Origin of the sequence: Aquibium microcysteis (assembly GCF_014495845.1) — a bacterium.
Classification (GTDB): Bacteria; Pseudomonadota; Alphaproteobacteria; order Rhizobiales; family Rhizobiaceae; genus Aquibium; species Aquibium microcysteis.
Genome location: NZ_CP061080.1, coordinates 2,119,569 through 2,143,840, shown reverse-complemented (window position 1 = coordinate 2,143,840; position 24,272 = coordinate 2,119,569). Strand labels below are relative to the sequence as shown.

The window sequence follows — 24,272 nt, the reverse complement described above, 5'->3', positions numbered from 1 at the left end:
GCGTGAAATCGCCGTTAAGGCGACAATTGAGACTAGGAAACGGCAGCATAGTGCACTAGGATGCATTCCTGTCGAGACCCCAGGGAGTTGGATGTGGCCAAGGTAATCGATTTCCAGACCGACCCGTCGAAGTACCGGCACTGGAAGATCCGCTACGAGGGCGAGGTCGCCCATCTGATGATGGACGTCGACGAGACCGGCGGCCTCTTCGAGGGCTATGAACTCAAGCTCAATTCCTACGATCTCGGCGTCGACATCGAGCTCGCCGACATCGTCCAGCGGATGCGCTTCGAGCATCCCGAGGTGAAGGCGGTCGTGCTGCAGTCGGGCAAGGAGCGCGTGTTCTGCGCCGGCGCCAACATCCGCATGCTGGGCGGCGCCACCCACGCCCACAAGGTCAATTTCTGCAAGTTCACCAACGAGACCCGCAACACCTTCGAGGCGGCGGGCGCCGAATCGGGCCAGTCCTACATCGCGGCGGTGCGCGGCGCCTGCGCCGGCGGCGGCTACGAACTCGCGCTCGCCTGCGACCACATCATCCTCACCGACGACGGTTCGTCCTCGGTGGCGCTGCCCGAGGTGCCGCTGCTCGCGGTGCTGCCCGGTACCGGCGGCCTCACCCGCGTCACCGACAAGCGCAAGGTGCGGCGCGACCATGCCGACGTGTTCTGTTCCATCGAGGAGGGCATCAAGGGCAAGCGCGCCAAGGACTGGAACCTCGTCGACGACGTCGTGCCGAACACGAAGTTCGACGAGCTCGTGGCGCAGCGCGCCCGCGAATTCGCGGCGAAGTCGAACCGCCCGGCGGGCGCGACCGGCATCGCGCTCACCCCGCTCGACCGCCGCTTCGGCGAGGACGGCTCGGTGACCTATTCGAGCGTCGAGGTCGAGATCGACCGCGCCAAGCGCGTCGGACGGATCACCGTGCACGGTCCGAAGGATGCCGGTCCCGACAGCGTCGAAGCGCTCCACGCGCAGGGCGCTTCGGCCTGGACTCTGCGCGTGGCGCGCGAGCTCGACGACGCGATCCTGCATCTCAGGAACAACGAGCTCGAGATCGGCGTGCTGGTCTTCCGCGCGCAGGGCGATCCGGTGCTCGTCGCCGCGCAGGAGGCCTTCCTCATCGCCAACCGGTCGGACTGGCTGGCCGGCGAGATCCTGCTCTACTGGAAGCGCGTCCTGAAGCGCGTCGACCTCACCTCGCGCTCGCTGGTGGCGCTGGTCGAGCCGGGCTCGTGCTTTGCGGGCATGCTGGCCGAACTGCTCTTTGCCGTCGACCGGTCCTACATGGCCGAGGGCGATTTCGAGGGCGACAACCGCCCGGTCGCGACGATCACGCTGACAGAGGGCAATTTCGGTCTCTACCCGATGTCGAACGACCTGACCCGCCTGCAGACCCGCTTCCTCGGCGCGCCGGGGAAGGTCGACGAGGCGAAGGCGCGCATCGGCGAGGCGCTGGAGGCCTTCGACGCCAACGAACTGGGCCTCGTCACCTTCTGCTTCGACGACATCGACTGGGAGGACGAGGTGCGCATCTTCCTGGAGGAACGCGCCTCCTTCTCGCCCGACGCCATGACCGGCATGGAGGCCAACCTCCGCTTCGCCGGCCCCGAAACCATGGAAACCCGCATCTTCGGCCGCCTCACCGCCTGGCAGAACTGGATCTTCCAGCGCCCCAACGCGGTCGGCGAGACCGGAGCGCTCAAGCGCTACGGCACCGGAGTGCGGGGAGAGTATGACATGAAGCGGGTGTAGGGGAGGGAGTGGGCAGTCGGCAGTAGGCAGTCGGGAAAACACTGATCGCCGCGCCGCCGCCGCGCCTCTTCTGAACCGACTGCCGACTGCCCACTGCCGACTGCCGCGCAACCCTTGCACCACCCGCCCACCCCCGGAGGACCCACCCCATGCTCGACCTGATCAACGTCTCCTACGACACCCAGATCCCGAACAATGTCGGGCTCTCCTCCGACAAGCGCGTGCTGAAGGCGCTGGAGAAGTGGCATCCGGGCTACATCAACTGGTGGAACGACCTGATCCCGCGGCAATTCCAGGACTCGCTCGTCTATCTGCGCACCGCGATCTCGGTCGATCCGAAAGGCTGGGCGAAGTTCGACTACGTTCGCATGCCGGAATACCGCTGGGGCATCCTGCTCGCGCCGCAGGTGGAGGACCGCCGCATCCCCAGCGGCGAGCACGCCGGCCAGCCCGCCTGGCAGGAGGTGCCAGGCGAGTACCGCAACATGCTGAAGCGGCTGATCGTCATCCAGGGCGACACAGAGCCGGCCTCGGTCGAGCAGCAGCGCTTTCTGGCGCTCACCGCCCCCTCGCTCTACGACATGCGCAACCTGTTCCAGGTCAATGTCGAGGAGGGCCGGCATCTCTGGGCCATGGTCTACCTGCTGCAGAAGTATTTCGGCGCCGACGGTCGCGAGGAGGCCGACGACCTGCTGCGCCGCTCCTCCGGCTCCGAAGAAGCGCCGCGCATGCTCGGCGCCTTCAACGAGGCGACGCCGGACTGGCTGTCCTTCTTCATGTTCACCTATTTCACCGACCGCGACGGCAAGATGCAGCTGGAATCGCTCGCCCAGTCGGGCTTCGACCCGCTGTCGCGCACCTGCCGCTTCATGCTGACGGAGGAGGCGCACCACATGTTCGTCGGCGAGACCGGCGTCGGCCGCGTCATCCAGCGCACCTGCGAGGCGATGAAGGAGGCCGGCATCGAGGATCCGTACGACATCGCCGCCGTGCGCAATCTCGGCGTCATCGACCTGCCGACGATCCAGAAGAAGCTCAACCTGCACTACACGCTGTCGCTCGACCTGTTCGGCCAGGAGGTCTCCACCAACGCCGCCAACGCCTTCAACGCCGGCATCAAGGGGCGCTACCAGGAGACGAAGATCGACGACGATCACCGGCTGCAGAACTCGACCTATCCGGTCGTCCAGCTGGTCGACGGCAAGGTGGTGACGGTCGACGTGCCGGCGCTCTCGGCCATCAACATGCGGCTGCGCGACGACTACATCACCGACGCCGCGGGCGGCCTCAAGCGCTGGAACGCGGCCATCGCCAAGATGGGCGTACCGTTCGAGCTGACGCTGCCGCATCCGGGCTTCCACCGCAACATCGGCGTGTTCTCGTCCGTCCGGATGACGCCGGCAGGCGATCTCGTCTCGGCGGAGGAGTTCGAGCGCCGCAGGGACGAGTGGCTGCCGTCGAAGGCCGACGGCGACTACATCGCCTCGCTGATGGTGCCGTGCTCGGAGCCCGGCAAATATGCCGGCTGGATCGCCCCGCCGCGGGTGGGCATCGACAACAAGCCGGGCGATTTCGAATACGTCCAGCTGCACATGGCGTGAGGGAGGGGATTTCGCGCAGATCGGCGGGATCCCGTCCTTTTCCGATGAGGCCAGCGCCCACCCCCACCCTTACCCTCCCCTCAAGGGGGAGGGGGCGCCAACGTCTCACGTCCCCCTCCCCCTTGAGGGGAGGGGTAAGGGGTGGGGGTATCGCCCGCCCCGCCGCACGAAGGGTGGGGTAGCCCCCCCGACCTCCGCATGAGGGGGCGGGGCCCGACCGGCGGCGGACGGGGAAGCCAGCCCCCGCATCCGCGCCTGCCGACCGCCGCCATCGACCAACACGAGCCAGTTCCATGAACGCACCCGTCAAGCAGCACCTGATCGATCCGGAAATCTGCATCCGCTGCCACACCTGCGAGGAGGCATGCCCGGTCGATGCCATCACCCATGACGAGAACAACGTCGTGGTCGACGCGTCGCTGTGCAATTTCTGCATGAACTGCATCGCGCCGTGCCCGACCGGCTCGATCGACAACTGGCGCGTGGTGGCGACGCCCTATTCGCTCGAGGAGCAGCTGTCCTGGATGGAACTGCCCGAGCAGGAGGACCTGCCGGCAGCAGGCGAGGGAACGTCGGGCACGATCGAGGCCTTCGACGACGAGGTCGCGGCGCTGCTCGCGGAGGCGCACAAGGGCGCCGGCGGTGCGGCGAAGGCGCCGGCCTCGGCGTCGAAGCCGAGCGTCAACCTGTTCACCAACGCCAACCCGGCCATCGCGACCGTTCAGGGCAACTACCGCCTGACCGCCGAGACCGCCGATGCCGACGTCCGCCACATCATCCTCGACCTCGGTTCCACGCCGTTTCCGGTGCTGGAGGGCCAGAGCGTCGGCATCGCGCCGCCTGGGCTCGGCGCGCAGGGCCGGCCGCACCGCATGCGGCTCTATTCGGTCTCTTCGCCGCGCGATGGCGAGCGGCCGAACACCAACAACCTCTCGCTCACGGTCAAACGCGAGCCGGGGGGGCTCGCCTCCAACTATGTCTGCGACCTCGCGCGCGGCGACCAGGTGCGGCTGACCGGTCCCTTCGGCTCGACCTTCCTGATGCCGAACGACCCGCAGGCCAACATCCTGATGATCTGCACCGGGACCGGCTCGGCGCCGTTCCGCGGCTTCACCATGCGCCGCCAGCGGGCGCTCGCCGGCCCCTCGGGCGGGATGACGCTGATCTTCGGCGCGCGCACGCCCGAGTCGCTGCCCTATTTCGGGCCGCTGAAGAAGGTGCCGGATGCACTGCTCGCCAAGCACCTCGTGTTCAGTCGCGTCGAGGGTCGGCCGAAGGAATATGTCCAGGACCGCATGCGCGCCGAGAAGGACAGGATCGCCGCGCTGATCGCCTCGGAAAACACCCATGTCTATGTCTGCGGGCTGAAGGCGATGGAGATCGGCGTCGAGAGCGCCTTCGAGGATATCGCGCGCGGGGCAGGGCTGAACTGGCGGACGATCCGCGACGGCATGCGCCATTCGGGACGCTACCATGTGGAGACATACTGAGCGGATTCCGTTGCATCTGCGGGCGGAATGTGCATTATAATGCATATTTCGTGATGATGCAGAGTGCAGATGGACGAAATCGTCAGCTTCGACGGCCGGGTCACACGGCCCGAAACCTTCCTTGCCGAGGACGCTGCCAACGCCACGCTGCTGGCGATGGTGGGGGAGCGCGTGCGCACGGCGCGAGCGCGCAAGGGCATTTCGCGGAAGCGCCTGGCGGAGATTTCCGGCGTCTCGCAGCGCTATCTGGCGCAGCTCGAGGGCGGCGAGGGCAACATCTCGATCGTGCTGTTGCGCCGCGTCGCCGAGGCGCTCGACCACCGCATCGAATGGCTGGTCGGTGCCGACGACCCATGGAACTCCGACGTCATGACGGTGATGGGGCTCTACCGCAGCGCCACGGCCGAGCAGCGCCAGAAGGTGCTGGAGATCCTCGATCCCGAGCATCCGTCGCTCCGGCGCGGGCGCCGCATCGCCTTCATCGGGCTGCGCGGCGCCGGCAAGTCGACGCTCGGGCGGCTGGCCGCCGACCGGCTCGGCGTGCCGTTCCTGGAACTCAACGTCGAGATCGAGCAGGCGAGCGGCATGCCCGTCAACGAGGTCATGGCGCTCTACGGTCAGGAAGGCTACCGTCGGCTGGAGCGCCAGTCTGTCGAGCGCATCGTCGCGACCAGCGATTCGCTGGTGCTGGCGGTGGCCGGCGGCATCGTCTCCGAGCCCGAGACCTTCACCTACCTGCTGCGCCACTACCACACCATCTGGCTGAAGGCTGAGCCCGAGGAGCACATGGGCCGCGTGCGCGCGCAGGGCGACACCCGCCCGATGGCCGGCAATCCCGCTGCCATGGAGGAACTGCGCACCATCCTCACCAGCCGCGAGGCGCTCTACCGCCAGGCGTCGATTCACGTCGACACCTCGGGCCGGTTGCTGGAGGAGAGCCTCGCCGACGTACTGGCCGCCATCCGCCAGCGGGGGATCCTGGGAGATAGGGCGGATCCTGCGGGGAGGGTGCAGCGCAAGGACGGCTGAACGGCTGCGTTCGGTGGCGAAGGGGCTGGTCCGGCGTGGCTGGTCCGGTGGGGTCACCCTTCCCCTTTGTCATCCCGGAAGACGTACCGCGCGGAGCGCGAAGCGTCTGTCCGGAATCCATTCCGTGACGCCGATGGTTTCGAGAACCCGTCCGCAGACGTCACGGAATGGATTCCGGATCCGGCCGCCTCCGCTGCGCTCGGCATCCGGTGCGGAATGACGCGGCGCGAGGGGGGTAGCGCTGCCGGGGTACCCCGCCGTCTCGCTCCGCTCGACGCCGCGTTCCGGGATGACGAAAGCGGGGGCCGGCGGCGTGCGAGTGCGGAGGCCGTCTCGGCCGGCCGCTACACCTGCGTCATTCCCGAAGACGTACCGCGCGGAGCGCGGAGCGTCTGTCCGGAAACCATTCCGTGACGCCGATGGTTTCGAGAACCCGTCCGCAGACGTCACGGAGTGGATTCCGGATCCGGCCGCCTCCGCTGCGCTCGCCGTCCGGTCCGGAATGACGCGGCGCGAGGGGGCAGCGCTGCCGGGGCACCCCGGCGCCGGCGCGCCTCGCGCTACTCCACGAATACCCGCACGCTCGCTGCCCGCCCCGCCGCGTCGATGACGGTCAGGGTCTGGAAGCCGGCGCCGTCGGGGGTCCAGGCGGCGGTGCGGCGGCGGCCGGGGACGTCGACGGGGCGGCCGTTGGCGAGCCAGCGGAAGGGCGCGCGGCCGCCGTTGAGCTTCAGCGCTAGCGGCATGGCGGTGCCCCCGCCGGCTCCCCCCAGGTCGACGCGGGCGCCCTGCGGCGGGTAGACGATCTCCGGCGCGGGCTCCGTCGGCGCGCCCGCCACGAGCGTCTGGCCCGGCGGCGCGAAGCGGCGCAGCGCATAGGGAAGCTCGGCGGCGGCCAGCCGCTGCGCGCCGGCGGGCGGCCGGGGCAGGGGCGTCAGCCCGACGCCGGCCTTCGAGAAGGCCGAAAACAGGATCGGCGCGGCGGCGCCGTAGCCGGTCAGCCCCGGTACGGAACCACCGTCGGGCCGGCCGACCCAGACGCCGAGCACGTGGCGGCCGTCATAACCGACCGACCAGGCGTCGCGGTAGCCGTAGGAGGTGCCGGTCTTGTAGGCGATGCCGAGGCGCGGCGCGCCCTGCGGCGTCGTCACGCCCGACAGCATGTCGGTGACCTGCCACACCGCCTGCGGCGACAGGATGCGCTCTGCGGCCGTGGCGGGCGCGTCGGGGAAGAGCCGCAGCGGCGCCACGCGTCCGCCATTGGCGAGACCGGTATAGAGCTGGACGAGCCCTTCGAGCGTCAGCCCCGCGCCGCCGAGGCCGATCGCCAGCCCCGGCGCCTCGCCGGCGGGCAAGCGGGGCGCCGCCCCGCCGCGCCGCATCCGCGCCATCAGCCGGATCGGTCCGACCGCTTCCAGCAGGCGGATCGCCGGGACGTTGAGCGACATCTGCAGCGCCTGGCGGACGGTCACGTCGCCCTGATAGTCCATGTCGAAATTCTTCGGCCGGTAGCCGGCGAAGTTCGCCGGCCGGTCCTCCACCAGGGTCTCCTGCATCACCAGCCCGTCTTCCAGCGCCAGCCCGTAGATGAAGGGCTTCAGCGTCGAGCCCGGGGAGCGCTCGGCCTTCGTCATGTCGATCCAGCCGGCGCTCGCCTGGTCGAAGGCCCCGGCCGAACCGACCCGGCCGAGGATCTCGCCGGTGGCGGCGTCGGCCATGACCATGGCGATCGAGACCTTCGGCCCGAGCCGCCCGGCGGCCTCGCGCGCGACGTCCTCCAGCGCGGACTGGACGCCGCGGTCGAGCGTCACGGCCTGGCGCTGCGCGCCGGGCGCCCGCCGCAGCGCCTCGTCGGCGGCGTGGGCGGCCAGCGCGGGCATGGGCCGGCGCGTGCCGCTCACCGGTTCGTCGGCGGCGCGCTCAACCTCGCCCGAGACGATCACCCCGGCCTGCGCCATGCGGGCGAGCACGCGGTCGCGCGCGGCCTGCGCACCTGCGCGGTTGCGGTCGGGGCGGCGCGCCTCCGGCGACTGCGGCAAGGCCACCAGCAGCGCCGCCTGCGGCAGCGTCAGGCGATTGGGCTCGCGGCCGAACCAGGCCAGGCTCGCCGCCCGCACGCCCTCGACATTGCCGCCATAGGGCGCCAGCGTCAGATAGCGCGTCAGGATCTCGTCTTTCGAAAGCCGCCGCTCGATCTGCAGCGCCCGCAGCGTCTGACGCAGCTTGGCCGGCAGGCTGCGCTCCTCGCGCGGCTCGATCAGCCGGGCGAGCTGCATGGTGATGGTCGAGCCGCCCGAGACGATCCGGCCATGCGTGACCAGCTGCCAGGCGGCGCGTCCGACGGCGAGCGGGTCGACGCCGTGGTGGTCGAAGAAGCGACGGTCCTCGTAGGCGACGAGCATGCGCAGGAACTGCGGGTCCACGGTCTTTATGTCGACCGGCAGCCGCCATCGGCCGTCGTCGGTGGCATAGGTCCGAAGCAGCGCGCCGTCGCGGTCGACCACCTCGCGGGAGAAATCCGTCGCCCGGTCGAGCGGCGGCGGATAGGCGCGGTCGAGCCTGTCGAGCGCGAGGAGGGACAGGCCGGCGAGCGCGGCGAGGGAGAGGGCGATGCGCCAGGCAACCCCCCTCTGGCCTGCCGGCCATCTCCCCCTCAAGGGGGGAGATCGGCTGTCGCGGGCGCTGCGTCCACTCGCCGACGTCGCAGGATGGGCGCCGACACCGGAGCTGCCGATCTCCCCCCTTGAGGGGGAGATGGCCGGCAGGCCAGAGGGGGGTATCGTTCGCTCCCCCGTCTCAGGCGATGCGCAGGTCGAGCCGTCCATCGTCGGCTTACCGCTCACTCGCCCCGCACCTCCATCAGCCCGCTCGCCGTGCGCGCCGACAGCTGCGGGCGGTACATGTCCTCCACGCTCGCCGCCGGGTGCGTGTAGACGCCGGGCGTCACCGCGCGGACCACGTAGGCCAGCGTGACGTCGCGATCGCTCCCGCCGCTGCGGTTGAAGGCAGCGATGAAGCGGTCGTCGCGGAACTCGGTGTGGACGGCGTCGGTCTGCGGCAGCCAGTCGAAATTCGCCAGCGCGGCGCTGTCGACGAGGCGCGGATTGTCGATCTCGAAGCCCGCCGGCAGGAGGTCCGAGACGAGGATGCGCGAAGGCCAGTCGTTGAACTCGCGAACCTTCAGCACCACCACGTAGCGCTCGTTCTGCCGTGCCTCGATGACGTTCGCCGCTTCGCCGTCGAGCGTGTAGTAGGCGCGCTCGATGGAGAAGCCTTCGCCGCCGGCGGGAAGCGGCTGTTCGGGTGCGGCCGAGACCGTGACGATGGCGTCGACGGGTTCCGCGCCGCGGTTGACGAGCGTGACCGGCGTCACCGTCGCCTCCATGCCGTCGAGGCGGCGGGCGAAGGCGCCCTGGTGGGCCGTCCCGTCGACCTCGAGCCGGATGTCGTCTCCGGACTGCTGGATCGCGCGGGCGGCGAGCAGCATCCAGGCCTCGTCCTGCGTGCTCGTCCAGGTCGTCTGGCGACGGGCGTCGGAGACGTAGCCGATCATGGCGGGCATCAGCGCGGGCGCGGGACGGCTCTCGGCCGCCAGCGCCAGCATGGCCGCGCCGTCGCGCAGCTTGGAGCCGTAGTCGGAGCGCGCCGTGTAGCCCGCAGGCACGGATTGGGCGAGCCGGTAGGCCGAGCCGAAGGTCGCCTCCGAACGGACCGCGTCGCCGTAGAGCGCGAGGCTCGCGGCCAGCTGGGCACGGGCCATCGGGCTCTCGAAGGCGTCGATCTGCGTGTCGGAATAGTAGCGCAGGTCGGCCGCCGATGCCTTGCGGTTGCGCGACAAGACGTAGAGCGCATAGGCGATCTCGTTGCCGCGCGAGGCGACGTCGGTGTCGTAGGCGAGCGCGTTCTGCAGGTTCGACAGCGCCTGGCTCATTGCCTGTTCCGGCACATCATAGCCCTGTTCGCGCGCCCGCGTCAGGAAGTCGGTGACGTAGGCGTCGAGCCAGAGATCGCCCGAGCTCGGCCGCCACAGGCCGAAGCTGCCCGACGAGGACTGGTAGGTGAGCACCCGGGCGATCGCCTCCTCGATGCGGCCGCGGATGGCGGGATCCTCCTCGAGGCCCGAGGCCTTCGACAGTTCGCTGACGTAGAGCAGCGGCAGCGCGCGGCTGGTGGTCTGCTCGGCGCAGCCATAGGGGTAGCGGTCGAGCGACATCAAGAGCGCCGGCACGTCGAAGGCGCTCATGCGCGAGACGTTGACGGCGACCGAGGCGCCCTGCGGCAGGGAGCCGGCGAAGAGTTCGCCGTCGAGCCGCAGGCTGCCGCCATTGGCGGCGAGCGTCACCGTGCGGCGCGTCGTCACCGGCATCACGCCGGGGCGGACGGGGACGGTGGCGGTGCGGTTGACGGAGAGGCCGCTCGCATGGGTCAGCGCCACCAGCACCTCGCCGGTGCCCGGAACGTCGGCCGTCAGCGGCACGGTCAGGCTCGTCTTGCCGCCCGCGGGCAGGGACACGGTCGCCGGCACGCCGCCCTCTGTCGGCAGCAGCGAGCCGCCGGTCGTGAGCGCCAGGCGGTATTCGCCGGCCGGGCCGTCGGTGTTGGCGATCTCCAGCAGGAGCCGCGCCTGGTCGCCGGGCGCCATGAAGCGCGGCTGGCTGGTGGTGACGACGACCGGATCGCGCACGATCACGTCGGCCGAAGCGTTGCCGGTGCCGTCCTTCGACCAGGCCACCGCCATGACGCGGACCGTGCCGTTGAACTGCGGGATGTCGAAGGCGACGCTGGCGCGACCCTCGTCGTCCACCCGCACGATGCCGGAGAAGAAGGCGACCAGCTTCTCGGTCGGCGGGTTGCCCTGCGGGGCCGCCGCGCCGCCGTCGCCGCCGGTCCTGAGACGGCCGAAGGCGCCCTGCGATCCGTCGATCAGCCGGCCGTAGATGTCGCGCATCTCCAGCCCGAGCATGCGCTGGCCGAAATACCAGGCCACCGGGTCCGGCGCCTCGTAGCGGGTGAGGTTGAGGATGCCGACGTCGACGGCTGCGACCGTCACATAGGCTTCCTCGCCGGGCGCCAGCCCTCCGACCGAGACCGGCAGGACGAGCGGCTGGCGCGGAAGCGTCTTCTCCGGCGCCTCGACGGCGACGGTGAGCCGGCGCTGGCCGGGATCGACCTTCAGCCATTTCAGGCCGATGGCACGGGCAGGCAGGCGCGATTCCTGCGCCTCGCCCGGACGGAACAGCGTCGCCATCACATAGGCGCCGGCGCCGAAGTTCTCCGTCACCGGGATGTCGATGGTGGCGCCGCCTTCCGGCACCGTGGTGGTGAAGGAGGACAGCACGCTCTCGGCGCCGATGGTGATCAGCGCCTCGCCGGCGAAGCGCGGCGAGAGCTTCAGCTTCGCCGTCTCGCCGACCGCATAGGCGTCCTTGTCGAAGGCCACCTCCAGCGCGTCGGGCGTCTCGGTCGACGAGGCCTCGACATACCAGCCGGCCTCGAAATCGATGCTGGTCGCGGGTCCGTCGGCATCGGCCGTCTCGATCTCCAGCCGGTAGCGGCCCCAGGTCACGGGCACGGCGATCGTCGGCTCGGCGGTCGCAGACGCGTCGACCGTGCCTTCCTGGATGAGGCTCGACGTGGTGATCGGCTCGTAGCTCCAGGAACTGCCGCTGCGGTACCACTGGTAATAGCGGTCGAGCTTCTTCAGCGTCCAGGACAGGTCCTTCAGGTCGATGCGCTGGCCGGTCGGGTCGACGGCGAGCACACGGAAGGAGGCGGTGCCGCCTTCCGAAACGGAGCCGTCGAACTCCGGCTTCAGGCCGAGCATGGCCGTCTGCGGCGTCACGTCGATGGCCACCGAGCGCTCGACGGCGCGGCCGCCGCCTTCCACCATGCGCACCGACACCGTCGCCTGCAGGAACTGCGTGGTGGAGGGCACCGAATCGATCGTCACGTCGAAGGAGGCCTTGCCGTCGCTATCCGTGCTCGGCAGGTCTTCCAGGGTGATGCGGGTGTCCTCGACGTCCTCCTCGTCCTCGAGGCCGAAGACGTAGCCGGGATGGTCCTCCCATTCGCGGACGCGGCCGACCGTGACCTGGCCTTCGAGCGCCAGCCCTTCGGCCGGCGCACCGTAGAGGTAGCGGCCGTCGACGGTCAGCGTCGCCGCCTCGCCGACCGCGACTTCCTCGGCCCGGCTCGCGAGGTCGAACTCGATCCGGTCGGGCACGAAATCCTCGACGAGGAAGCTCTTCTGGGCGATCGGATCGGCCTTCGGATCGGCGTGGACGCGCAGCGACCAGGTGCCGCGCATGGCGGTCGGCGCCAGCGCAAGCTCCACCGCATGGCCGCCGAGTTCGGCGCCGGACGAGACGACGCGTGTATCCTCGACCCCGTCCGGGCGCTGGAAGATGAAGGTCAGCGGCAGGTCGTCGACCGCGTCGGCGCGCGGATCGCGGTTCAGCGCCGCTGCATGCACGGTCTCGCCGGCGCGGTAGATGCCGCGCTCGGTCCACGCATAGACGTCCATCGCACCGGGCGAAGCGCGGCCCTCGACGCCGCGGTCCGACAGGTCGAAGCCGGCACGCGTCATGTCGAGGAACACGAAGTCCGCCGCGCCCTCGCTCGCCATGATCACGGCCGGCGCCATGCCGCCGGTGCCGCGGATCAGGCCGGCGTCGAAGCGGGCGCGGCCGTCGGCGTCGGTGGTGGCGGTGCCGAGCACCTCGTTGTTGCGGGCGACGAGCGACAGCGACAGGCCGGGCTTCGGCTTCGCCGTGTCGAGCGAGCGGGCGAAGACCGACAGGCCGTCCTCGCCGGAGAAGGTGACGAGGCCGATGTCGGAGACGAGGAACCACTGCGTGGCGCGCGCCTCCCAGCTGTCGCTCCGGTCGTTCTCGGGCACGGCGGTCATGACGTAGATGCCGGGCTTGCGGTCGGGCAGGGCCTCGTCGACCGGGAAGGCGGTGACGACCTCCTTGTTGAGTTCCGGCGCCATCTCCAGCGTGCCCTCGAACACCGGTTCGCCGAGTTCGTCGCCCAGCCGCGACACTTCGTAGCCGTCGAGCTGGCGCAGGAACTGCGATTCGGTGAGCAGGCGGGCGAGCGCACGCTCGCCGATGCGGTAGACGGCGATCTGCGCCTTGTCGGTGTTGACGGAGACCACCGGGATGCCGCGGCGCGCGCTGCCCGGCAGGATGAAGTTTTCGCCGGTGAAGCGCAGCGAGGGCGACCGGTCGCGGATGTAGATGTCGAGCGCGACGGGCTCGCCGATCACCTCGCCGATCGCCGAGGGCAGACCGGCACGCACGACGATGCGATACCGGCCGCCGTGGACGAGGCCCTCCACGCACAGTTCGCGATCGCCGCGTTCGACGGCGGTCGTGGGGGCATTGTCGACGCCGACGAAGGAGGCGTAGTCGACGCCAGTCTTCACGAGATCTTCGGAAAACTGCACGCAGACGCGCGGGCTGGCGCTGTCGGAATCGACCGTATGCTCGATGACGCGGAAGCCCTTGGCCCGCTTCAGTTCGGCGTAGAGCGTCTGGATCTGGGGCGAGGAGACGAGTTCGAGGCTCTTCTCGTAGGCGGTGATGGCCGGGCGGAACATCGCCCGCTTCTCCAGTCCGCCGGCGAGCGCGTTCAGCGCCGCGGCGCGCTCATTGGCCGTGCGCGACAGGAGGTAGCCGTTGATGGCCGAGCCGGTGCCGGCGCGCTGGTAGTAATAGGTGTTCTCGCCGCCGCCGGGGCGCACCGCGTTCGCGGCCTCGGCGAGCCCGGTCCACAGGCCGCCGTCGTCGGGCAGGATCGACAGCGCGTTGGTGAAGTTCAGCATGGCGGCGCGCGGATCGCCGTTCGCCATGGCATTGCGCGCGGCCTCCGTCAGCGCGACCAGACCGGCACCGCCGGCATCGGCGCGGGCGAGCGTCTCGTCGCGCCAGCGCCGGGCGTCGTCCACCACGTAGCTCGCGACATAGGTGAGTTCGGCCGGCGCGCCGATGTCGGGTTCGCCGATCATGTCGACCACCTTGCCGGCGACGGCGCCGGGGAAGGGGTTCAGGACGTTGTAGTCGGATTTCAGGAAGCACCAGCTCGCGCGGGTGTTGTAGGTGAAGGCCCGGCAGGACGGATCGCCGAGGCAGACGGCCTTGCACTGGTCGAGCGTCACGTTCTGCTCGGTGCGCAGGTCGAAGCCGAAATAGTCGCCGTCGGCGGAGGTCACGACCTGCCGCGCGGTCTGCGCGAGCCCCGGCGACGCATGGAAAAGAATGGCCGCGAGAGCGACCGCCACGAGACGAAACACGCGCATCCGAAATCCTCCAAAGCCCGTCTGCCGATCCTAGGTCCGGTCCCGCCGCGGGACTGTGACGTGTTCCACAGTTCCGCGACTTGCCGGCAAGCCTTCGGTCGTCCGCCCTTGGCCGCCGCCTCGTGGCGACGGCGTTGACCCGGCGGCAGGGAAATCCCGGATTGCGCCTAAAATGCGGACAGCCGCGCGCGGACTTTCGCGAGATAGGCCGATCGAGAGGCCGGCGTCGACGCGTCCATGCGGTAATGCGCCAGGAACAGGGTCCGGCAGCGCCAGCCGCACAGCGCGCGGATGCCGCGCAGCACCGTGCGGCGGCCGGGATGGCCCATCATGTGCGACCACAGGAAGGAGGCGCCGCAGGTCGTCACCACCGCCACCTTGCGGATGTGGGTCATCAGCGGACGGATGCGCCCGCCGTCCTTCGGCAGCTGGAAGACGATGTCGATCGCCCAGACCCGGTCGAGCCAGCCCTTCATCATGGCCGGCAGGCCGTACCACCAGGTCGGGTAGACGAAGACGAGGCCGTCGGCCCAGCGCAGCGCCTCGATGTGGGGCTGGAGCGCCGGGTCCGTCGGGGCGTGGTCGTTGTAGGTGCGCCGTTCGTCGGTTCCCATCACGGGGTCGAAGCCCATCGCGTAGAGATCGAGCAGCCGGGTCTCGTGGCCCGCCGAGGCGAGCGCCGCCAGCGTTTCGTCGCGCACTGCGGCGCAGAAGCTCTCGGGGACGGGATGGCAGTAGACGACGAGGACACGCACGGCGCTGCTCTAGAATCGATCCATGGCGGAGGATACCTTGTCCATGAAACGCTTTCGCGAGGCGTCCGTCGAGCGGTTCATGTCGTAATGGGCGAGGTACTCGACCTGGGCGCCGGGCTTCACGGTGCCCCAGAGCAGTCGCTTGACCAGCCGGCGCGGCGGGTCGCCAATCAGGACCGCGCGCCAGCGCGTGCCGCCATAGCTCGTCACCGCCGCCACCTTCGTGATGTTGTGCAGCGCGCCCTCGACCCTGCCGTCGACGATGCGGAACGAGACGCCGGGGAGGAACACCCGGTCGAAGAAGCCCTTCAGGATCGCCGGATAGCCGTAGTTCCAGACCGGATAGCACAGCACCAGCGCATCCGCCGCGCGCAGCCGGTCGACATAGGGCCGCACGTGTTCGATGCTCCGGTCGGGATCGTGGTAGTCGAGCCGCTCCTGCCGCGAGAGGCGCGGGTCGAAATCCTCCGCATAGAGGTCGCAGTCGTCGACCACGTGCCCCTTCGCCGTCAGCCGCTCCAGGATCAGCCGGTGCAGCGCGGCATTGAAGCTCGTCTCGACCGGATGGGCGTGGAGGAGGAGGATGTTCATCGCGCGGATCGCCACATCAAGGGCGGAAACCGCGCTCCGTCGCGCGCCCCGGCCGGCAGGCCAGAGGGGGGCGCCGCAAGGCGCCGGCGTCTCCTGACGTCCGACATCACCCGACCTGCTCCAACCCCCTGAACAGAAACGGCTTCGACGTCGAGAAATCGAAATCGGGGCTCTCCCAGGCGATCATCTTGCCGGGGTTGAGCAGGCCCCGCGGATCGGCCTCCTTCTTGAAGGCGAGCTGGACGGCATCCGTCTGCTTCATGCCGCCTTCCTCGAGCGTCACGCGGTGCGGGTTGAAGATCGGGCAACCGGTCTCCTCGTGAACGCGGATGATCTCGTCCAGCCGTTCCTCTGTCGTGTAGCGCACCATCGGCAGGCCGAAGCAGGTGACGTCGCCGTCGAAGCGGACGAATTCAAGGTGGCCGATCACCTCGTCGGGAAACAGGGCGTGCACCTTCTCCACCAGCTCGATCTGGTTCGGGAAGGGGTAGAGCACCTGCAGATAGGTGATCGCCGGGTCGATGCGGATGCCGCGCAGCGTGGTGTGGTTCCACGACAGCTCGGCCACCGGCGGCAGGCCCTTCACGTCCTCCGGGCTCGCGGTCGCGGCATCGAAGACGATGTCGGCGCCCTGCCTGCGGGTGAAGGCGCGGAAGGCGTCGAGCGCATGGGCGGCGACCATCACGAGGCAGACGCTCTGGCCTTCGCGCAGGAATTTCTGGTGGCGCTTGAAATAGTCGAAGGGCGCGGGGGCGGCGATCGGCGAGATCAGCTTGGTCAGGATCCCGTCCTGGCGCGCGAGCGCGTTGCCGTAGCGCGCGGCCGCCACGAAGTCGTCGAAGCCGACGATCACGTCGACCCAGTCGTAGGCCGCCGTCAGCGGCATCTCCACCTCGGTGATGATGCCGTTTGTGCCGTAGGCGTGGGTGACCTTGTGCAGGTCCTCGCCGGTCAGGTCCAGAACACGGGGCGTCTCCTCCATGGTCACGACCCGCAGGCGGATGATGTTGCCGAAGTCGCGCAGGCCGCCCCAGTTGATCGAGCCGATGCCGCCCGATCCCCCGGCGATGAAGCCGCCGATCGAGGCGGTGTGGAAGGTCGAGGGCAGCATGCGCAGTTCCTGGCCGGAATGCGCGCGCGTCTGCCGGTCGATGTCGGCCATCACCGCGCCCGGACCGCAGACGACGCGGCCCGGCGCGATCGTCCGCACGTCGTTCATCTCCGCGAGGCTGAGCAGCACGCCGCCCGACAGCGGCATCGCCTGGCCGTAATTGCCCGTGCCGGTGCCGCGCGGCGTGACCGGCACGCCGTGGCGGAAGCAGGCGGCGAGAACCCGCACGACCTCCGCCTCGTCCTTCGGCGTCACGACGATGTCGGCCGTCACGTCGTCGAGCTGCTTCTTCAGGATCGGCGAGTACCAGTAGAAGTCGCGGCTCTTCTGTTTGACGATGGCGGCGTTGTCCTCGATCCGGATGCCGTCGATGTCGCGTCTCAGCGCTGCGATGTCCATGCAATCACCTCAGGATCGGGTCGAGTTCGGCGTAGTCGGGCAAGGTGGCGTCGCTGCGGGCGCCGTTGCGCAGCACGATGCGGTCGCTCTCGGGGCGCGACAGGAGTTCGGTCCAGGAGCGGCCCCTGAAGATCACGAGATCCGCCGGCGCGCCGACGGCAATGCGGCCGGTCCCCTCCAGCCGCATCACGTCGCCCGGCGTCGCGGCGACCGTCTGCGGCCAGTCGGCCACCGGATGGTCGAAATGGAGGGTGCGGGTGGCCATGCGGTAGACCTCCAGCATGTCGAGGTCGCCATAGGCGTAGAAGGGATCGCGGGTGTTGTCGGAGGCCACCGCGACCGGGATGCCGCGCGCCTTCATCTCGTGCAGCAGCGTCACGCCGCGCCAGCGCGGCGTCGTGCCGTCGTGGCGCCGGTCCTGGAGATACATGTTGCACATCGGCAGCGACACGACCGCGAGGCCGGCGCGTGCCACCTTGTCCAGCGTGTCGAGCACGTCGTCGTCGGCCTGGCGGGCGAGCGAACAGCAGTGGCCGACGAGGATTTTGCCCTCGAAGCGGTGCTCGATCGCCTTCTCGGCGATCCGCTTCAGCGAGACCGCGGCGACGTCGTCGGTCTCGTCGGCGTGGAAATCGAGGTCGAGGCCGCGGTCGATCGCGGCACGGAAGACGGTGTCGAGCAGGTCGCCGAGATCGGGCACCATGTAGGTGACCGCGCCGAGGATGCCGCGCGCCTCGGCGACACGGTCGGCCAGCGCGGCGAAGAAGGCGCCGTCACGCACGCCGTCGATGCCGATCAGGCTCGCCGCCTGCAGCTCGATGCGGCCGGCCCAGCGCTCCCGCAGCGCCTGGAACACCGGCCACGAGATGGTCTCCTGCGGATGGATCGAATCAAGATGCGTGCGTATCGCCTTGGTTCCGTGCGCGAATGCGCTCTTCAGCCCGAACTCCATGCGGGCCTCGACGTCCGCCGCCGACCAGTTGGCCTCCCGGTCGGCGCCCACTGCCTGAAGCGCGCCGGGGAAGGAGCCGTCGGGGTTCGAGCGGCGCGGCCAGATGTGACCCTTGTCGAGATGGGTGTGGCAATCGACGAAGCAGGTCATGACGATCCGGCCGGCGAGGTCGACGCTGCGCGGCGGAACGGGCCGTCCCTCCGTCTTCGGCGCAATGCCCGAGATCGCACCGTCGGCGACGGCGATGTCGGCGAGGACGAAGCCGTCGGCGTCGGCCGGGCCGATCGGCGCGGCGGTCAGCGAGGCATGCACCCGGGCATTGGCGAGAACGTACCAGCCGGAGGAGGGGAGATCGAGCTCAGTCATCGCAACTTTCACCAGGAGAGTACCCCCGCCCCGGCAGGGTGAGGGGTGGGGGTATTGCCGCGATACGGTCTGAGGGACCCGCGACACGGTCCGAAGGAGTTGCCGCCTGCCACCACGCTGCCGAGGATGTCGCGCGCCTTCCCCATCACCGCTCCTGCTTCAGGGCGCTCTCGTGCCAGCGCCGCAGCATCAGGTGCGAGACGAGGGACAGCACGAGGAAGATGACGATGCCGGTGGCCGAGATCAGGATCAGCGCCGCGAAGAGCCGCGGCGCATTGAGGCGGTAGCCGGCTTCGATGATGCGCGAGGCGAGGCCGGAGGACTGGCCGGCGGCACCGGCCACGAACTCCGCCACCACCGCGCCGATCAGCGCCAGACCGCCGGCGATCTTCAGCCCGCCGAGGAAATAGGGCATCGCGGCGGGCAGCCGGAGCAGCCGCAGTTCCTGCCAGCGCGTCGCGCCGTTGAGCGCGAAGAGGTCGCGCAGGTTACGGTCGGCGGAGTTCAGCCCCAGCGTCGTGTTCGACAGGATCGGGAAGAAGGCGACGATCCAGGCGCAGAGCAGCAGCTTGGCCGTCTGGTTGTCGACATAGATGTTGATCAGCGGGAAGATCGCCACGATCGGCGTCACCTGCAGCACCACGGCGAAGGGGAAGAACGACATCTCCACCCATTTCGACTGCGCGAACAGCACCGCCAGCCCGACGCCGCCGACGACGGCGAGCGCCAGCCCGAGGAAGGTGATCCTGAGCGTCACCAGCAGCGAGGAGAACAGCAGCGGGGCGTCGGTCACCAGCGCCTGCAGCACCACGCCGGGACGCGGCAGGATGTAGTGCGGGATCTCGTTCCAGACGCAGATGCGATCCCAGGCCAGCACCGCCAGGCTCATGATGGTGAGCGGCAGCAGCCACCGGCCGATGCGCTCGGCGCGCTCGCGCCGGGCGCGGCGCGTTTCCTCGGCATCGACGCCGACGGATCCGGTCTGGTCGATCGCGGTCATGCACGCCCCCGCGACGAAGCGTGCGAGGCATTGATGGCGCCGAGCAGCGCCTCGGAGGCCTCGCGGCACAACGCCGCGTAGTCGGCCGAGGTCCGGAAGCGCTCGTCGCGCGGGTAGGGAGCGTCGACCATCAGCTCGCCATGCACGCGGCCGGGCCGGGCGGCCATGACGACGATGCGGTTCGACAGGAACACGCTCTCGAAGACGGAATGGGTGACGAAGACGATGGTCAGGCCGCGGTCGCGCCAGAGGTCGAGGATGTCGTCGTTGAGCTTGAAGCGGGTGATCTCGTCGAGTGCGGCGAAGGGCTCGTCCATGAGCAGGAGCTTCGGCCGCGTCACCAGGCTGCGGGCGATCGAGACGCGCATCTTCATGCCGCCCGAGAGTTCGCGCGGCACCGCCTGCTCGAAGCCGGTCAGGTGGACGCGTTCCAGCATCTCGGCGATCTGCGGCGCGGCATCGGTGCGCGAGACGCCGCGCAGCCGCAGTGGCAGCCAGACATTGTCGAAGACCGAGGCCCAGGGCATCAGCGTCGGCTCCTGGAAGACGAAGCCGAGGTCGCGCTGGCCGATCGGCTCGCCGTGCCAGTCGAGCGTTCCCGTCGTGGCCGACGAGAGCCCGGCGACGATCCGCAGCGCCGTCGACTTGCCGCAGCCGGACGGGCCGAGCAGGCTGACGAAGTCGCCCCGGCGTATGGTCATGTCGACACCCGACAGCGCCGTCACGCCGTTCGAGAACGCCTTGCCCACACCGCGCAGCGACAGCAGCGGCGCACCCGTCGCGGATCGTTCGGTCGACGTCTGGAAGGCAAGCACGTCCGGCTCGGTCCCTGGGAATTTGCCCTCCGGCACCGCGGCCGGAGGGACGTGGCTGACGGTCCCGGCGGGGATCACTTCTTCAGGTCGAGGCCGACGCCCTTGTTGACGAAGTCGAGCGTGTAGGACTTCTTGATGTCGAGCCCGTCGGCGACGACCTTGGCCTTCACCATGGAGGCATAGAAGCCGGCGATGCGCTCGTCGGTCATGGCGCCGATGCCCTTGGTCTCGGTGTCGCCGGAATCGACGATGCCGAACTCCTTCATGGTGGCGATCGAGAAGGCGATCTGGTCGTCCGTCATGTCCGGATTGTCCTTCTTGATCGCCTCGTTGGCGGCGGCGTTGTCGCCGTAGAGATAGTTGTACCAGCCCTTGGCCGAACCATCGACGAAGCACTGGACGACCTGCGGCCGCTCGTCGATCGTCTTCTGCATCGTCTCGATGGTGGTGGCATAGGTCTCGAAGCCGTAGTCGGCGAGCAGGAAGAGGTTCGGCTTGAAGCCCGCCTCGCGCTCCACCGCATAGGGCTCGGACGTGACGTAGCCCTGCTGCACCGACTTCGGGTTGGCGATGAAGGGGGCGGGGTTGAAGGTGTAGGGCACCCGCTTTGAGGCATCGAAGCCGAAGTCGGTGATCATCCACTGGAAATAGCTCTGAAAGCCCTCGTCGCCGAGGATGTACTGCTCGGCCTTCTTCAGATCCTCCCAGGTGTCGAGGCCCTGGCCGGGGTGGCTCATCAGCACCTGCGGCTCCTTCTGGAAGGAGGCGGCCACGACGCGCAGCGGGATGTTCTGCTCCACCGCCGAGAAGGCCTGCAGCATGTTGCCGCCCATGTAGAAGTCGATCTTGCCGGCGAGCAGGAGCGGCCGGCCGGACACCTGCGGGCCGCCCTGCATGATCTCGACGTCGAGACCGCAGGCGGCATAGGTGCCGTCGGCGACGGCCTGGTAGTAGCCGCCATGCTCGGCCTGGGCGAGCCAGTTGGTGGCGAAGACGACCTTGTCGGCGGCGTGCGCGGCGAAGGGCGAGACCGATGCGAGCAAGGCGGAGGCGGCTGCGATGCGGATTCCTGACGTCATGACACGACCCCTGTGCTTGGCCCGCCACGGCTGGCGCGGGCGCTGTGTTACCAATGGACGGGCGACGCAAGACGCATGCCACCGGTGCGATCGCCGGCCGGGATACGTCCGGGCGGCGGCGTCTGGATCACCATGTGCGAACGCTGCCGACACCTTGCGCAACCTGCCCATTTTTCCGCCACGAGTCCATCGTTCCGCCCGGCGCATGCGCATTCGCGGCGCGCATGTCTTGATGCGGTTCGCCGCACTGTCCTAGGTGTTCGGCGAGGCCGCGCGGCTGCGGCGACGAGCATGGGGCACGAGGATGCGCAGACTCTGGTGGGGTGACCATCGCACGATCGATTTCGAAGACCTGAATCCGGAGGCGGTAATCGCCGTCGTTCCTGTGGCGGCGATCGAGCAGCACGGACCGCATCTGCCGGTCTCCACCGACACCACGATCATGCAGGGCATGATCCAGACCGTGCTGCCGCTCGTGCCCGAGGATCTCGACGTCCGCTTCCTGCCGATCCAGGCGGTTGGCAAGTCCAACGAGCACCTCCACGCGCCCGGCACGCTGACGCTGCCGGCACCGCTCCTGATCGAGGCGTGGACGGAACTCGGCCTGTCGGTGGCGCGCGCCGGCGTCCGCAAGATCGTGTTCCTCAATTCCCACGGCGGAAATGAGGAGATCATGGGCATCGTGGCCAGGGAACTTCGGGTCAGGGCGCGGATGCTGGCGGTGAAGACCAGTTGGCAGCGATTCGGGCGCCCGGCCGGGATGTACACCGAGCAGGAGGAACGGCTCGGCATCCACGGCGGCGACGTCGAGACGTCGCTGATGCTGCATTTCCGTCCGGACCTCGTGGTCATGGACGAGGCGCGCGACTTCACGTCGGCGACCTCCCATGCGGATGCCGCCTTCGCGCTGCTGAAGCCGCAGGGAACCCATGCCTTCGCCTGGATCGCGAGCGACATCAATCCCGCCGGCGTGGCGGGGGACGCCTCGATCGCGACGGCGGAGAAGGGCCGCGCGACCGCCGCGCACCAGGCGGCCGGCTTCGTCGAACTGCTGAAGGACGTGCGCGCGCTGCGGCTGGACGACTGGCTCGCCTGAGAACCCGCAGATGCCCGCGTTTGGCCGGTCGCGGAGGGCCGAAGCGGGTGCCGGTTCATGCCGCCGGCGGATCGGGCGGGGTGCCACGATTGTCCCGCCTGCGGTCGATTCGGCATCAATCTTGTCGCAATCGCAGCATCTTGCGCGGCCGCAAAGTTGCACATTCCTCAACGATACCGGCGCGGGGCTGTTTTGACATCCCCGGCCGGATGGGGAATGCTAACGGGCGAAAAGCCATAGAAACGGGAGAAGGCAATGAGCTTTTACAGGAGCAACGGCGATCGGGTGCCCGGTCACGTGGAGGCGCTCGCCGAAATGGTGAACGCCGGCAAGGTCGATCGCCGCGAGTTCCTCGCGCTGGCGAGCGCCTTCGGTGCCACCACCGCGATGGCCTACGGCATGATCGGCCTCGCGGCGCCGACGGCCGCGATGGCCCAGGAGCCGAAGAAGGGCGGGGTGCTGAAGGTCGCGATGTGGATCAAGGATCCGAAGGATCCGCGCACGGCCGACTGGTCGGAGATCGCGACCGCGCAGCGCCAGACGCTCGAGCCGCTGGTCAAGTACACCAAGGACTACACGTTCGAGCCCTACCTGCTCGAGAGCTGGGAGGTCAATGAAGACGCCACCGAATACGTTCTCCACGTCCGGCCGGGCGTGACCTGGACGAACGGCGACACGTTCAACGCCGACGACGTGGTCTTCAACTTCACGCGCTGGGCCGACAAGAGCGCCGAGGGCAACTCGATGCCCGGCCGTCTCGGCACCATCGTCGACGAGGCCTCCGGCAAGCTGCGCGAGGGCGCGGTCACCAAGGTCGACGACATGACCGTTAAGATCAGCCTGACCAAGCCCGACATCGCGCTCATCCCCAGCCTGACCGACTATCCGGCGCTCGTCGTGCACCGCTCCTTCGACGAGACCGGCGCCAACTTCGCCAAGGACCCGATCGGCACCGGCCCGTTCGAGCTCGTCTCCTACGACGTCGGCCAGAAGGTGGTCTACAAGCGCCGCGAGAACGGCGCCTGGTGGGGCGGCGAGGCGCTGCTCGACGGCGTCGAGTTCATCGACTACGGCACCGATCCCTCGGCGATGGTCTCGGCCTTCGAGGCCGGCGAGGTGCATACCAATTTCGAGACCTCGGCCGACTACGTGCAGATCCTCGAGGGCGTCGGCGCCGTGACCTCCGAGGCGGTCACCGCCGCCACCATCGTCGCGCGCACCAACGTGGCCAACAAGCCCTACGACGACCAGAAGGTCCGCAACGCCATGCAGCTGGCGGTCGACAACGCCACGGTGCTGGCGCTCGGCTACGGCAATGCCGGCGAGCCGGCCGAAAACCATCACGTCTGCCCGATCCATCCCGAATACGTCGCGCTGCCGAAGGTGGAGCGCGACATCGCCAAGGCCAAGGCGATGATGGAAGAGGCCGGCCAGATGGACTTCGAGCACGAGCTGATCACCGTGGACGAGGACTGGCACAAGAACACCGGCGACGCCATCGCGGCGCAGCTGCGCGAGGCGGGCTTCAAGGTCAAGCGCACGGTGCTCCCGGGCTCGACCTTCTGGAACGACTGGACCAAGTATCCCTACTCGATGACCAACTGGAACATGCGCCCGCTCGGCATCCAGGTGCTGGCGATCGCCTATCGTTCCGGCGAGGCCTGGAACGAGTCGGCCTTCTCCAATCCCGAGTTCGACGCGCTCGTCGGCGAGGCGCTGTCGATCGCCGATGCAGAGAAGCGCAAGGTGGTGATGGAGAAGATCGAGAAGATCATGCAGGACTCCGGCATCCTCATCCAGCCCTACTGGCGCAAGCTCTACAACAGCTCGATGCCGTCGGTGAAGAACCACTTCATGCACCCGACCTTCGAGCACGACTTCGGCAAGGTCTGGCTCGACGAGGCGTGAGCCTGGGATGACGACGGGGAGGG

General features: G+C 69.1%; 15 protein-coding genes. 6 read left to right on the top strand and 9 right to left on the bottom strand.

The annotated features are described in order from the left end of the window. Positions 1 to 60 precede the first annotated feature (60 nt). The 4 genes from boxC to IAI54_RS09855 all read left to right on the top strand — a co-directional run bounded on the left by boxC (position 61) and on the right by IAI54_RS09855 (position 5,875). Positions 61 to 1,755: a 2,3-epoxybenzoyl-CoA dihydrolase gene (gene boxC / locus IAI54_RS09870; RefSeq protein WP_187972177.1), complete on the top strand. Its 1,695-nt coding sequence runs from the start codon at positions 61 to 63 to the stop codon at positions 1,753 to 1,755. A gap of 149 nt (positions 1,756 to 1,904) precedes the next feature. Then, positions 1,905 to 3,356, top strand: a complete 1,452-nt coding sequence (boxB, locus tag IAI54_RS09865; protein WP_187972176.1) for a benzoyl-CoA 2,3-epoxidase subunit BoxB — start codon at positions 1,905 to 1,907, stop codon at positions 3,354 to 3,356. A gap of 293 nt (positions 3,357 to 3,649) precedes the next feature. Then, on the top strand, positions 3,650 to 4,846 hold the full coding sequence (gene boxA, locus IAI54_RS09860; protein WP_187972175.1) for a benzoyl-CoA 2,3-epoxidase subunit BoxA: 1,197 nt from the start codon (positions 3,650 to 3,652) through the stop codon (positions 4,844 to 4,846). Positions 4,847 to 5,002: 156 nt separating this feature from the next. Next, a complete protein-coding gene (locus IAI54_RS09855; protein WP_235679391.1) occupies positions 5,003 to 5,875 on the top strand; it encodes a helix-turn-helix transcriptional regulator in 873 nt (290 codons plus the stop codon). A gap of 560 nt (positions 5,876 to 6,435) precedes the next feature. On the opposite strand, the gene pbpC is transcribed toward IAI54_RS09855, so the two are convergent. From pbpC to IAI54_RS09810, 9 genes are all read right to left on the bottom strand, one after another. Then, positions 6,436 to 8,532 (bottom strand): penicillin-binding protein 1C, encoded by a 2,097-nt coding sequence (gene pbpC, locus IAI54_RS09850; RefSeq protein ID WP_235679312.1) that lies wholly within the window; start codon positions 8,530 to 8,532, stop codon positions 6,436 to 6,438. Positions 8,533 to 8,714: 182 nt separating this feature from the next. Further along, positions 8,715 to 14,177, bottom strand: coding sequence for an alpha-2-macroglobulin family protein (locus IAI54_RS09845; RefSeq protein WP_187972173.1), 5,463 nt, complete (start codon positions 14,175 to 14,177; stop codon positions 8,715 to 8,717). Between the two features lie 167 nt (positions 14,178 to 14,344). Further along, positions 14,345 to 14,932 (bottom strand): NAD(P)H-dependent oxidoreductase, encoded by a 588-nt coding sequence (locus IAI54_RS09840; RefSeq protein WP_187972172.1) that lies wholly within the window; start codon positions 14,930 to 14,932, stop codon positions 14,345 to 14,347. A gap of 9 nt (positions 14,933 to 14,941) precedes the next feature. Next, a complete protein-coding gene (locus IAI54_RS09835; RefSeq protein WP_187972171.1) occupies positions 14,942 to 15,523 on the bottom strand; it encodes an NAD(P)H-dependent oxidoreductase in 582 nt (193 codons plus the stop codon). Positions 15,524 to 15,629: 106 nt separating this feature from the next. Next, complete coding sequence (locus tag IAI54_RS09830; RefSeq protein WP_187972170.1) at positions 15,630 to 17,033, bottom strand: FAD-binding oxidoreductase; 1,404 nt, start codon at positions 17,031 to 17,033, stop codon at positions 15,630 to 15,632. A gap of 4 nt (positions 17,034 to 17,037) precedes the next feature. Next, entirely contained in the window at positions 17,038 to 18,351 is a 1,314-nt protein-coding gene (locus tag IAI54_RS09825; protein ID WP_187972169.1) for a cytosine deaminase, read from the bottom strand. 145 nt (positions 18,352 to 18,496) lie between these two features. After that, a complete protein-coding gene (locus IAI54_RS09820; RefSeq protein ID WP_187972168.1) occupies positions 18,497 to 19,351 on the bottom strand; it encodes an ABC transporter permease in 855 nt (284 codons plus the stop codon). Continuing rightward, entirely contained in the window at positions 19,348 to 20,166 is an 819-nt protein-coding gene (locus tag IAI54_RS09815) for an ABC transporter ATP-binding protein (protein WP_235679311.1), read from the bottom strand. Before IAI54_RS09815 ends, IAI54_RS09820 begins: the two co-directional genes overlap by 4 nt. Positions 20,167 to 20,240: 74 nt before the next feature. Continuing rightward, positions 20,241 to 21,245, bottom strand: coding sequence for an ABC transporter substrate-binding protein (locus IAI54_RS09810; protein WP_187972167.1), 1,005 nt, complete (start codon positions 21,243 to 21,245; stop codon positions 20,241 to 20,243). A 304-nt stretch (positions 21,246 to 21,549) separates the two neighbouring features. Between IAI54_RS09810 and IAI54_RS09805 the strand changes: the two genes are divergently transcribed. Both IAI54_RS09805 and IAI54_RS09800 read left to right on the top strand, forming a co-directional pair. After that, positions 21,550 to 22,341, top strand: coding sequence for a creatininase family protein (locus IAI54_RS09805; protein WP_187972166.1), 792 nt, complete (start codon positions 21,550 to 21,552; stop codon positions 22,339 to 22,341). A gap of 255 nt (positions 22,342 to 22,596) precedes the next feature. Continuing rightward, positions 22,597 to 24,249 (top strand): ABC transporter substrate-binding protein, encoded by a 1,653-nt coding sequence (locus IAI54_RS09800; RefSeq protein WP_187972165.1) that lies wholly within the window; start codon positions 22,597 to 22,599, stop codon positions 24,247 to 24,249. Positions 24,250 to 24,272 lie beyond the last annotated feature (23 nt).